Annotated in this window: 10 protein-coding genes; 6 read left to right on the forward strand and 4 right to left on the reverse strand. The window is 47.8% G+C overall.

From position 1 onward, the window contains the following. Positions 1-11: 11 nt before the first annotated feature. Positions 12-236 carry a hypothetical protein gene (locus AC1XUF_RS30365; protein WP_483345635.1) on the reverse strand — a complete coding sequence of 75 codons (225 nt, stop codon included), beginning with the start codon at positions 234-236 and terminating at the stop codon, positions 12-14. Between the two features lie 143 nt (positions 237-379). Between AC1XUF_RS30365 and AC1XUF_RS30370 the strand changes: the two genes are divergently transcribed. Continuing rightward, complete coding sequence (locus AC1XUF_RS30370) at positions 380-901, forward strand: antibiotic biosynthesis monooxygenase (RefSeq protein WP_483345636.1); 522 nt, start codon at positions 380-382, stop codon at positions 899-901. On the opposite strand, the gene AC1XUF_RS30375 is transcribed toward AC1XUF_RS30370, so the two are convergent. From AC1XUF_RS30375 to AC1XUF_RS30385, 3 genes are all read right to left on the reverse strand, one after another. After that, positions 898-1,530 carry a hypothetical protein gene (locus tag AC1XUF_RS30375; protein ID WP_483345637.1) on the reverse strand — a complete coding sequence of 211 codons (633 nt, stop codon included), beginning with the start codon at positions 1,528-1,530 and terminating at the stop codon, positions 898-900. The two genes, AC1XUF_RS30370 and AC1XUF_RS30375, sit on opposite strands and share 4 nt — an antisense overlap. An 11-nt stretch (positions 1,531-1,541) precedes the next feature. Beyond that, positions 1,542-2,033, reverse strand: a complete 492-nt coding sequence (locus AC1XUF_RS30380; protein WP_483345638.1) for an RNA polymerase sigma factor — start codon at positions 2,031-2,033, stop codon at positions 1,542-1,544. Between the two features lie 351 nt (positions 2,034-2,384). Then, complete coding sequence (locus AC1XUF_RS30385; protein WP_483345639.1) at positions 2,385-5,963, reverse strand: histidine kinase; 3,579 nt, start codon at positions 5,961-5,963, stop codon at positions 2,385-2,387. A gap of 304 nt (positions 5,964-6,267) precedes the next feature. On the opposite strand from AC1XUF_RS30385, the gene AC1XUF_RS30390 reads away from it, so the two are divergent. The 5 genes from AC1XUF_RS30390 to AC1XUF_RS30410 all read left to right on the forward strand — a co-directional run bounded on the left by AC1XUF_RS30390 (position 6,268) and on the right by AC1XUF_RS30410 (position 13,057). Then, complete coding sequence (locus AC1XUF_RS30390; RefSeq protein WP_483345640.1) at positions 6,268-6,948, forward strand: response regulator transcription factor; 681 nt, start codon at positions 6,268-6,270, stop codon at positions 6,946-6,948. 6 nt (positions 6,949-6,954) lie between these two features. After that, on the forward strand, positions 6,955-8,211 hold the full coding sequence (locus AC1XUF_RS30395; protein WP_483345641.1) for a sensor histidine kinase: 1,257 nt from the start codon (positions 6,955-6,957) through the stop codon (positions 8,209-8,211). An 87-nt stretch (positions 8,212-8,298) separates the two neighbouring features. Further along, positions 8,299-10,773 (forward strand): TonB-dependent receptor, encoded by a 2,475-nt coding sequence (locus tag AC1XUF_RS30400; RefSeq protein ID WP_483345642.1) that lies wholly within the window; start codon positions 8,299-8,301, stop codon positions 10,771-10,773. Positions 10,774-10,801: 28 nt separating this feature from the next. Next, entirely contained in the window at positions 10,802-11,464 is a 663-nt protein-coding gene (locus tag AC1XUF_RS30405) for a phosphatase PAP2 family protein (protein ID WP_483345643.1), read from the forward strand. A gap of 120 nt (positions 11,465-11,584) precedes the next feature. Continuing rightward, positions 11,585-13,057: an ankyrin repeat domain-containing protein gene (locus AC1XUF_RS30410; RefSeq protein WP_483345644.1), complete on the forward strand. Its 1,473-nt coding sequence runs from the start codon at positions 11,585-11,587 to the stop codon at positions 13,055-13,057. Positions 13,058-13,062: the final 5 nt, after the last annotated feature.

Below are 13,062 nucleotides of genomic sequence, written 5' to 3' on the forward strand. Positions count from 1 at the left end.
TGCAATCCGGCTTATTCATCTTCAATTCCTTCAAAATAATTCAATACAGTCATCAGCGGAAGAGTAGCCTTGTCGGCGGCATTGGACATCTGGATGACGGCCCGGTCGATATTGGTTTTATCAAAACCAATGAAATTGCCTTCGATGGTCTCACCGGGCCTGACCTGGTAGCTGATTCTCTTGTTGATGTATTTCGAGACCCTTTTCTGTAAGCCTGTAAGTTGTGTTTCTGACATGATTGACTGCTTTAAAATACCCTATGGCAAAATCCAGACAAATGATCTGAAAAAATAGTTCTGTGATCCCGATACTTTGCAAGGAGATCTCCTTTGTAATATATTGGGACCATCAATCAGAATTTCAGAAACAGCTCCAACCCATGCCCATACACGTCGCCATCACCCGCAAAGTCCTGCCCGGGAAAGAAGAGGAATTCAAAGAAGCGCTTCGCCGGTTTCTGGGAGAATCGTTTCTACATGGCGGTGTCCAGGGCGCAGGTATGATTACCTCGCTGCCCGGCGCAGAGAGCAACGAAATTGGGATCCTCCGTACATTTGCAGACGAGGCTGAACGGGATGCATTTTATCATTCCCAATTATTCAAGGACTGGGAGGCATATGCCGCAACGCTCACCGAAGAACCCAATTATCGTCAACTGACCGGGCTCGAAGCCTGGTTCCGCTCGCCGGTACCTCCTCCCCGTTGGAAAATGGCGGTCGCTACCCTATGCGGGGTTTTCCCGACGAGCTTGTTTCTTCAATTCACAGTCGGACCCTTCATACGAGAACTTCCAGCTGCCCTGCGTACGCTGGTTATCGCTGCCTCTATGGTCGGGATCCTCACCTGGCTTGTGATGCCGCAGGTGATCAAGCTCCTGAAACCCTGGCTTCAGAGAAACTAGGGTGCCAGCGGTCCCGTCAACTCTTCGAGTTCCGCCAGATGCATTCTTAATTCGGTCAGGTACGGATCAGGCAACCGTTTGAAGAGCAATTTTGCAGCTTGATACACGCCTATAATTGTTAGTGCATTTGCGCCCGTGAGTACCAGGGATTTTGTCAAACCATAGGACTCGAAGTTCCTCACCATCAAGGACATTCCGAGCAGAAAACCGCCTACAAGACTGATCTGCCAGACACGCTCCATTGTTTTCTGATCATTTTGCTTCATGAGAATCACCTGGCGCAAGCCTTCGCGAAGGTTACTTTTGCTGAGTGTAACCCGGCCGATTTCCGTCTTGAAAGAGACAATAAAAAATAATGCCGTTAAAACTATGAATTCATACAGGACGGCGGGTATGTACTCAAACCATTGTTCATAATCGAATGGATTTCCCGCTAAAATTGCCGCAAACAGAACCAGCAGCCCAGAAAAGAAAAAAGCAGCCGTACTCAGCTTCCGCTGCATTTTGGACAGGGTACTTTGCGATTGTTGCCTGATCATCGTCAGCACAACCTGTTCGTTTAGCATTGTCGAGGCCTGTACCTTTTCTTCCAATGCATTCCAGTTCGTTTTCAAGTCGTCAAGATTCATAAGTAGCTGTTTTAAAGCGTGATTGATTTAACTAGTTTTTCCAATTTGATTTTAATGCGACTCAACTTGACACCTACGTTCGACTTCCCGATACCTAGTATCGCAGCCATCTCCTCATAGCTTTTTTCGTCCAGATAAAGCAATACGATAGCCTTCTCGACATCGGTAAGCTGATCGATAGCCTGGTACAACAGCGCGGTTTCGGACGAAGATTCATCTGTATCTGACAGGTCGGGGACCACATCGTGGAGATCGGTAAAGGGTGTAGGAACTCCGCGCTTCTTCTCTTTACGGAAATTGGAAACAGCAGTGTTCATGCCAACCCGGTAGATCCAGGTACTGGCGCTGGATTCTTCTCTGAAACCTGGAAAGGCTTTCCAAAGCTGAAAAACCATTTCCTGAAAAAGGTCCCGCCTGTCTTCTGCATCCCTGCAATACATCTTGCAAATCTTATAAAGAATGGCCCGGTTCTGATTCAAAAGAAGTACAAATTGCTTTTCCATGCTGGATTGACTGACGTTTGGTACATTAGTCGGAGAAGGGGCAAAAAAATTACACCGGGGACGATTATTTGTAAATTATGGCCAAGGCTTTTGGAGGTTTATAGTGATGAAAGCGCGGTAAATGTACGCGTAAAGTCGGGGATCAGTTGTAACGCTCCGTCGACTACCCAAGCTGCCTCAAAAAGAATGTGAACCTCAACAATAGGACTTTCCTTCAGGTAGCCGTCCGCACGGAGCAGTGTTTCGCGTCCTCGATTTTCAATTCAGAAGTCCCGGTTGGTGAATAACAAACAAAAAGGAAGAATTGCAAACATAAAAGCATCCGCGGGCACCGATCAACCCAGGTATTGATCAATGCTTCTCCAGGTTCATCGAAAGCTCGATGATAACCAGGGTGCCACAAGCCACATGCTCCTCGTCATATTTATCGATAATTTCTACGGACGCGTGTTCTCCCTGCAGGCTCAGGATATCAATACGGTCCTGGGTGATTTTCAGCCCTTTGGATTTATGGGCATGTGTTTTGGCGGCGTTTCTCCTGATTTCCTGGGCCTTTTGCCGGCCTATCCCGTTATCCTCAATCCTGCATTCAAATAGTTCCTCACTGAGTTTTCTAAACGCGATCGACAGTGTTCTAGGGCCTTTTTTATGCATCAGACCATGCCAGAGCGCATTTTCCACATAAGGCTGCAGAATCATCGAAGGCAAGACAATATCTTCTCCCTCCAGCTCGTCGTCCAGCGTGATCGAATATTCGAAACTATGCTGAAAACGCATCAGCTCAAGCTCGAGGTAGAGTTCCAATACCGTGATTTCCTCTTCAATACTCACAAAGCTTTTGTCGGAGTTGTTGAGCACCATCCGGAAAAGCCTTGAGAATTTATTGAGGTACATACTGGCCTCGCCAAATTTTTCCGTGATAATACATTCCTGTATCCCGTTCAGACAGTTAAAAACAAAATGGGGATTCATCTGCGCCCTCAAAGCCATGAGCTGGCTCTCTGCCAGCATTTTATTGATTTCCAAGAGTTGAAGCTCGCGCTCGTCTGCCTGTTGCTGTGCTTGTGCCTCGGCAATCTTGTTGGCGCTGATGGAGGCGATCGTTTGCAGAGCCTCGAGATGTTCGTTGTTGAAAAAGCCCTTTCGGCTGTGTTCGGAGTCGATGACGCCAATCAGCTTCCCTTCATGCACGATCGGCACTGCGATCTCAGAAAGCCGGTGCTGATCATCGACAATGTACTGAGGATGTTTGGTCACGTCAGGGACGATCAACGGCAGTTTAGAAGCACCTACCGAACCAACTATGCCCTGTCCCAGCGAAAGCTCAATGGGGTTGAAAATTTCAAAACCCCTCAGGTTCTTGACGCCATAAGCACCCTTTTGAATCAATTTGTCTCTTTTTTCATCGTAGAGGTACACCACACAGTCTTCAAAACCCATTTGGGCCATGCAATTCTTTGCGATGTCCCAGCAAATTTCATTGACTGTGTTATCCCCGTAAACCGAGTTGGCGAAGTAATTGATCATCCGCGCAAACCTCGCTTTTCTGCGGCGGCGTTTCTCATCTTTGTACGCTGCAAAAGCAATGCAGCCGATCAGACCGGACAGGATGAATAAAAACCACCATGTATTCCACCAGAAAGGCTTTACATAAATATTAACCGTTGCCATCTTCGGCATCCATATCCCCTTTTCGTCCGTGCTCCTCACTTTAAAACGGTAACTCCCCGGCTGGATGTTACTGTACGAAACGGACAGCTGACGACCCACATCAATCCAGTCCTTATCAATGCCTTCCAGCTGATAGCTGTACCTGAGCGAGGGAATGTCCCTGTGGTTCAGCGATGCATATTGGAATGTCACGAAATCTTCGTCCGGTTCCAGGACAAGTTCCTGCTCATTCCAGAAATTGGATCTCTCCTCCTGAAATATCTTGATGGATGTAATTTGTGGGGGCCGCCTCACCACTATTGCCCTGATTTGGGACGGGTCGATTACCACCACATGGTCCAGCATGACCGCATATACTTTCCCCTTGACAATTTGCAGATCATTCCAATAGTCTTCGAGCGTTTTTTCAAAATCAATTTTAAAACGGTTCTCGATCTTTGTTTTTAAATTCAGGAATACAAGCCCTTCTCTGCCAGCAGCCCATATATTGTTCGAATCACTCATAGAAATACCTGCAAAGCGATCGAGCAGAACACCATTACCCGAATTTAGACTATCCAGTTGGCGACCCTGTAAACTGAATTTGATCAGTCCGCGACCATACACCGAAGCCCAGATGTTGTGATGCTTATCTTCCAGTAAATCCTTTGCCAAAAATTTTCCGGCGGCTTTCACGGGGGACTGCAAAAACAAGTTGTTTTTTTGATCAAACCGCAGGAAACCCAGTCCATCCATCGCGAACAGCACATCACCGTTTTTCAGCCTTAAAGCCGATGAAACATTACTGTAATTAAACAGACCAAAGCGCGGATCTGTCCCGTCAAAACGTTCCGTAGTCTGGGTTTGAATATGATAGCGGTACAGGGCATCTCCCACCATGTGAAACCAGATACAGCCACGATCATCGTTCACCAGGACATTAGCCAAACCGTTTTTCAAGGGTTCCCCGATTGGCAGCCGCACGATATTGTCCCCTTTGGCATCAAAGTAATAGACCCCGTCCACACCGGCAAACCACCAGCGTCCTTCTGCTTTCGCCGAAACTACAAAACGGTTTCTGATCAGGTCCGGGCCAGAGGTAACTTTGTACCTTTTATATTGCCGGGAGGTCATGTTGAAAAAGATAACACCTTCCTCCTTACAAGCGACGATTGTATCCTGTACGACATTAATCGAATTAGCATGTGCGAACCCCGTCTGAAGAAAATAAGGGAAACTGGGCAGACGATAAATGGCTTCGATCGGAAAGTAGACCTGGCTTTCACTGACACCATTGATCGTGCCAAACCACACGTTCCCTTCTGAATCCTGCAATACATCCCTGAAATTCCCATAAGCGATCGAATAACCCTGATCCTGGCTGTAAGGTATCATTTGAATCGCCTTATGCGGTTCCTTAAGATAGGCCGCATACGACCATGTCGAGATCCATAACCTGTTTTTATTATCCACAAAGAGCCTGTTACAGCCTTCGTTGATGGTCCTTCCATCCAGTTCCTTGTAGACCTGGACCGAATGATCGCGATAATTCCAAAAATTCAGCGTCCGGTCATCACCGCATCCGTACCATAAGTTGAAATCATTATCCAGGGCAATTGCTTCAACAAACCTCCGGTTGAATATGGGGGAATGGTAAGGATTGTTTGTGCTGCTGTATACGCGATTTCTAGCGCAATCGATAAAATATACCTGTTCGCCTCCTACCCAAAAACCAATCCGGCGCTTGTCCCAGACGAAACTTTCAGAAAAGAAAACTGGATTTTTAATGGCGACCGTCTCGGGGATCACTTCCTTTAAAATGGTCAACCTGTTATTGACATAAACAAAAATGTCGGTTGTAGAAATGATCCATAAACGACGTTTCTGATCCACCCTAAACGCCACAATCTCGTGGTTGCTCAGCTGCGAAAACCGCTTGTCACTGGAAAACGAACCGGTACGCTTGTTGAATATCTTGACACCCTGTTTGGTCCCGAGGATCAGATAACCCTGGTCCCTGAGCGGCTGAATGGCATTGATATACAGATTAGGCCTGCCTTTGACGTCGCGAAATTGCCTGATGGTCGCCCCGTCGAACCGGTTTAGCCCGCTCGTGGTACCTATCCACAAAAATCCGTCGCTGTCCTTGAAGAGACTTCGCACCTGTTTTTCAGTCAGGCCGTCCTGCAACTTTAAGTTTTGAAAAATAAAGTCAGCCCGAACATCGTGCGACGCTACAATCAAAATACATCCTATAAGCCAGCGTCCTAAATTTTGCATATAAAAATGGTGATCTGACCTGCGGCCGGGATTTCAAACGGCTGTGTTTTAAATCAAAACCCTCACTTTGATTTGAGTGCTGATACCTTAAACACAAAAGGCCGTTTTTAAATAGTTTACCTTGCAAAAAACAAGGGATCACTGAAAACTGCCTGAACCTGAGCGAGTATTTTATTCATCGGTTTCTGTCAGTTATTGAATGGTAAAATAGGGGCCAGTTGTACCACTCCAGAAATAATTCAGATTCTACCTCAATCTTTGAATGATCAAATGCCGTGCAGAATTTATCATAAAAATTTCAGATATGAAATTATTGGTTATAGAAGACGAAAAGGACCTATCCGACAGCATTTGCTCCTATTTGAGCTCCGAACAGTTCACCTGCGAAACGGCCTACGACTACCCAACGGCGTTTGATAAAATGGTTATGAATGAATATGTCTGCATCATTCTGGACATCACTTTGCCACATGGAAACGGGTTGGATATCCTGGCGGAACTGAAAACCCTGAATAAATCGGAAGGTGTATTGATTATCAGCGCGAAAAATGCTCTGGACGACCGGATCAAGGGTCTCAACAGCGGCGCCGACGACTACCTTGCCAAGCCTTTCCATCTGGCCGAACTGGGTGCCCGGGTGGCGGCCATTGTCAGGAGAAAATCGTTCGAAGGCAAGACGCGCATCACGGTGGGACCCCTGACCCTCGATCTGTCCGAGCGTATTTTGAGGTCAGGGAACGAGCCTATCCCGCTGACTAAAAAGGAATACGAATTGCTTCTTTATTTTATCAGTAATAAAAACAAAGTAGTCACCAAAGAGGCGATCGTGGAGCATCTTTGGGGCGATGATATCGATATGGCGGACAGTTACGACTTCATTTATTCCCATATCAAAAACCTGCGGAAGAAGCTCATGCACGCCGGCTGCCCCGATTACATCAAAGCTGTATACGGAATGGGTTACAAATTCAGCCTCGACAATTGAATACCCATGAAATTATTCTCCCGCTATAATCGCATCAATCTGACCGTCATGGTCTCGCTTTTCCTGCTTTCGGGGATTTGTTATTACTTTTTGATCAAATACGTGCTGGTCCATGAACTGGACGAGGCCTTGGACGATTACCGGATCAGGATCGAAAACTTTGTCGAAAAGCAGGGCAATTTACCGCCGATCGGTATGATGGACGAGACCAGGGTTTCCTACGCCAGATGGCACTCCGCCAGGCAGGCGGTTTCACTTGCGACAGTGACTATTTCAGACAGGACTGCAAAACGGTCGCACCGGTACAGAAAACTGACCTTCACACAAAATGTCGGCAATGCCACCTATCTGGTTACCATTGCCAAGCCCATCGAAGGTGTACACTTACTCACACGGACAGTTGCGGGAATTACGATAGCCATGCTGCTGATCGTGATCATTACAACGATTGCTTCCAACCAGGTGATCCTCAGCCGGTTGTGGCAACCATTTTACGGCTCACTGGCTTCCATGAAGGGCTTTAAACTTGGCAAGAAACAACTCCCCGATTTTCCCGACACGGATATTGAGGAATTTGCCTACATGAACAGGCTGTTGGAAAGTACGATCAGCAATGCGGAAACGGATTACCAGGTCCTCAAAGAATTCACCGAAAACGCATCGCACGAAATCCAGACGCCGCTCGCCATCATACGGTCCAAGCTGGACCTTGTAATTCAGGAAGAAGGCCTTTCGGAAAAACAGACCCAGGCGCTGTCCAGCATTTATTCGGGAATCAAAAGATTGAACAAGCTCAATCAGTCCCTTTTGCTTCTTGCCAAAATTGAAAATAACCAGTATACGAAAACGGCCTCGGTAAACCTGCAAGAGAGCGTCCGGGAAAAGCTCGAACAGTTTCAGGAGTTCTGGCAGAACAATGAGATCACTACCTCCGCCGACCTGCATCCGGCCGCGATCCAGGCCAACCCGGAGCTGATCGATATCCTCCTCACCAACCTGATCGGAAATGCTGGAAGGCATAACAATGAAGGCGGGTCTGTTTACATCAGCCTGTCAGGCCACGAACTCTACATTGAAAATACGGGCCCGCAAAAACCGCTGGATAACAAACGGTTGTACCGACGCTTTTACAAGGAAGCACAGCACAGCCAGCATAACGGGCTCGGCTTATCGATTGTCAGACAGATATGTGAACAGCTGCGAATTGATATTTTGTACACATATACCGACGGCCTGCACCGCTTCACATTAAAGTGGCATTAAATTTTCCAGAAAACGAAGGTATTAGCCCGTTTCTCTAAAAATTCTCCAGAATTGGCTTCTAGGTTTGCCTCATCACCTGAGCAACTTATGAAGTCATTTATTTCTTCCGCACTCCTGTTACTATTTGTCTGGACCGACGTTTACAGTCAAAGCAAATCAAACCAGAAAATAACCGGCAAAATCACCGACAGCACGAGCCATCTGCCCGTCGAATATGCCTCGGTGGGCGTCACCGACCAGTTGACCAATAAGGTCGTTAATGGTGCCGTAACCGACTCGACAGGTTATTTCGAAATCACTGGACTTACATCCGGCACGTTCACGGTGAACATCGATTTTATTGGTTACCAGAAAAAATCAGTAAAGGACCTGACCATCGGTGCAAACGATAAGGTCATTGCACTAAATAATATTGCGTTAACCCCATCAGTCAGAACATTGGCCGAGGTAACAGTTACAGGGCAGGCGGCGATTATAGAAAACCAGATCGACAAAATTGTTTTTAACGCAGCGAACGATGTGACGTCCCAGGCGGGCGTGGCACTGGATGTTTTGAAAAAGGTACCGCAGGTTTCGGTGGATATAGACGGCAATGTGGAGCTGCAAGGAAACCCCAATGTTCGCTTTCTGATCAACGGCAAACCCTCAAGCGTTTTTGGCAACAGCCTCACCGACGCGCTGTCCTCCATTCCGGCCAGCCAGATCAAAAGTATTGAGGCCATCACCAGCCCCGGGGCAAAATACGACGCACAAGGAACAGGCGGGATCATCAACATTATCCTCAAGGAAAACCGTTTACAGGGAATCAACGGAAGCGTTAACCTGACCGTCGGCACCCGGCTTGAGAATGGCTCTGTAAACCTGAATTTCAGGAAAAGTAACTTTGGCGTCAATGCATTTTTCAGTGGTAACAAACAATTAAGCTCCCGCACGCCCAGCACGCAGGACCGGCTCTCCGCAAACCCGGCCGACAGCACGCAAACCCGTTTGCTGCAAAATGGTCACCAGGATTTTCAGAGGAGCGGTTACCGGTCAGGGGTCGGGTTTGACTGGAATTTATCCAAAAAAGACAATCTGATCGGGGCGGTTGGCTATAACAACTTCAGCAATGGCAGCAACGGTATAACCAGCATCCGTCAGTCGGTTATTGGTGCAAGCGGCACCCCAGCGCCCACCTCCGATATTTTAAGGAACTCTGGTAGCCACGGAGGGATCACCGCTCTCGACTGGAGCTTAAATTATATCAAAAAACTCAGAAGGGACGGCCAGGAGCTGAATGTGTTATACAGCTCAAGCTTTGGGAAACCACGAAACAGGTACAACCAATTGCAATACATCGGTTCGGAAGAAGCGCCATATATGGGAACTTCTGGGAATACGCCCGGCAATGACAAGCAAACCAACATTTCTATCGATTATACACACCCCGTCAAAAAGGACTTTATCATTGAAACCGGCGTAAAAACAGTATGGCAGGACATCAGCAGCCTGGCGGATATCCGCGTCTTCAGGCCTGCGGCTGACCAGTACATTCCTGATCCGGCTCAATCTTACAGGCTGAATTACAACATGAAAATCTATGCCGGATATTTGTCTGCTACATTTTCACTGTTCCATTTCCTGAATGTAAAGGCTGGTGCGCGGTTTGAGCATACGGATGTCAGGATCGATTATCCAAACACGTCGATCCCGTCCTATAATAACCTGGTACCTTCCCTTATCTTCTCCCATCAATTCAAAAGCGACCAGTCACTTAAGCTGGCCTTTACCCGCCGGATCGAGCGGGCCGAATACCGGGATATCAACCCGTTCATGAACCTGAGCGACCCTTATAACATTACTAGCGGGAACCCGCTCCTGAAACCCGAAATCGGGAACAATTTCGAGCTGGGCTACAACAAATCATTCAAAAACGGTGGAAGTGTTTACGTCGCACTGATCGAAAGGATCAATACCGACGATGTCAAACCTTACACGGTTCTTTACCCGACTTATGTGATTGGCGACTCCACCTACCTGAATGTTTCCGTCACCAACCGCCAGAACATTGGCATCGAGTACAACTCCGGCGTCAGCGTTTCGGGCTCAGTGCCGGTTACCAGCCAGCTTAACCTGCGGGGAAATCTGATGGTAACCCAGAAAAGAGTTGTAAACGACCTCCTGGGTGGCCATGTGACCAACGGTACCAACTGGCGGTTCAATCTCAACGCCACTTACCAGCTTCCCAAGAACCTGGTCCTGGAAGGTTTTGGAAACTATTCGTCGGCGATCAATACCATTCAGGGGAAACGACCGCAACAGCTCACTTACAATTTTGCTTTCCGCAAACAATTTAATCATAAAAACGCCAGTATAGGCCTCACTGCGACCAATCCTTTTACCAGGTACATCAGCCAGGTCACGACCATCAGAACCCCCAATTATATCTCGACCAACACGGTGCTGGTGCCGTACCGATCGTTTGGTGTAAGCCTTACCTACAAGTTTGGAAAGCTTGAATTCAAAAAAGGCAAAGACCAGGGTAACGATTTTTTGCATAGTGCCCCTGGCGGCGACAATTGATCTTTCACTTTATCAGATACCCCCTCTTATGAAATCAGCCTTCGTTTATCTAACCATTCTGTTGGCCATGCACTCCCGGATTTTCGGGCAGACCCTCGATTCGGTCTCTTATGCCCGGCCACAGTTCACAGTCAAGGGGCTTTACCCACCGGCATCTCTCATTCTCGCAGGACTGGTCTCCAATGGACATTCGGAGGAATCCATCAAAAACGAAGTCGCCGAAGAGCGGAACGAACATATGCCCCGGTTCAAAACGCATCTGGACGATTACCTGCAATTTTCGCCTCTGGCCGTTGCCTATGGCTTGGATGCCCTTGGCATTCAATCAAAAACCGATTTTGCAAACCGCTCCGTCATTTTGTTGAAAGGCGAAATCCTGGCATTGGGGGTAGCCTCGGTTTTGAAAAAGGCCACCCACGAGCTGAGGCCCGACGGCAGTTCATATACGTCATTCCCTTCCGGCCATACCACACAGGCCTTTGCCGCAGCAACTTTTCTGAGTGAAGAATACCAAGACAGATATCATTGGATGCCTTATGCTTCTTACACCGTCGCTTCTTCCGTGGGGCTGCTCCGCGTAGCAAATAACCGGCATTACATCAGCGACGTGCTGGTCGGGGCGGGGATTGGATATCTGGCTATGAAAACTGCTTACTGGACCCACCGTTACAAATGGGGAAAAAGACGATGATAACGCTAAACTTGCGCCATTACTTCCATTATTTAGACCAATTATCGTTAACTTTGCCCGCCTTTCCCGTAAAACAAACTTAATCCAGAAGGCAGCCAGCTTCCAATCCAATCTGTTTGTATGAAAAAAATTCTCATCCTCGTTTGTACATTATTTTCTTTCGCAGCCCCGGCACAGCAAAATGTGCTTCTTGACCAGTCATTCTGGAAAACGGGCCCGGATGTGAATGCGGTCAAAGCCGAGATTGAAAAAGGCAGCAACCCCTCCCAATTCAACAGCAATATGTTTGACCCGGTCGTGCTGGCCATTAATGCACAGGCACCCAATACCACCATCGAATATCTTTTGGCCCAGCCGGGGAATACGGTCGAAAAACTGACGCATGATGGCCGCATTTACCTGCATTGGGCGGCAAACCGAGGCAATGTTGAACTGATGGAGTACCTGATCGCCAAAGGCGCGAAAGCGGACGTGATAGACAGCCATGGTGCAACACCCGTTAATTTCGCGGCAGGCAACGGCCAGCAGAACACAAAAGTTTACGATATCTGCCTCGCCCACGGCGCCAATCTCAAAAAAGACCTTAACCACGACGGCGCCAATGCATTGCTGATCGCCATAGCCAACGATAAGGACCTTACGCTCACCAATTACTTTATTTCAAAAGGACTCGACCTGAAAAGTACCGACGCGGCCGGTAACAACGCGTTTGCCTATGCCGCCCGCGCTGGCAATATAGAGATGCTCAAAAAACTTTTGGAAAGAGGCGTTCCTGCCAATGCGAATGCCATGCTGATGGCATCGCAGGGGTTTAGAGGCAGCTCCAGCCCCATAGAAGTGTACCAATACCTGGAAAGTCTGAACATCAAGCCGACTGTGGTGGGCAAGAACGGCGAAAATGTACTGCATTCACTGGCACGCAGGGCAAAACAGGAGGATATCATCAAATATTTCCTTTCAAAAGGGGTTGATGCGAACCAGGCCGACGAGGACGGAAATTCGCCGCTGATGAATGCCGCGGCATCCAACCGGGATACAACCACGCTAGGCTTACTGATCCCGAAGGTTAAGAATATCAACCAGGGCAATCTGAAAGGCGTTTCCGCTTTGGCCATGGCTGTCCGGAGCAACACTCCTGAAATCGTTGGTTACCTGATCAGCAAGGGGGCTTCGGTCAATGTGACCGACGTAAGTGGCGACAATCTGGCCTCCTATCTGATCCAGTCTTACCATGCACAAAGGGTGGGCGATTTCGATGCCAAGTCGAAAATTCTTCAGGATAAAGGTTTTAAAATCACCGAGCCGCAAAAAAACGGGAACACTTTGTACCATCTGGCAGTGGCTAAAAACGACTTGTCGCTGGTTAAGCATCTGGAATCTTTTCACGTCGATATCAATGCCAAAAACAGCGAAGGCCTGACAGCGCTGCACCGGGCTGCGATGATTTCAAAAGATGATACCATGCTGAAATACCTGATTTCTATCGGCGCAAGAAAAGACATTGAGACCAGTTTCAAAGAAACCGCTTTTGACCTGGCTACCGAAAATGAATCGCTTGCTAAAAACAATGTTACCGTCAATTTCCTGAAATAATACCC

It is taken from the genome of Dyadobacter sp. HNCC25DJ185 (assembly GCF_056895195.1).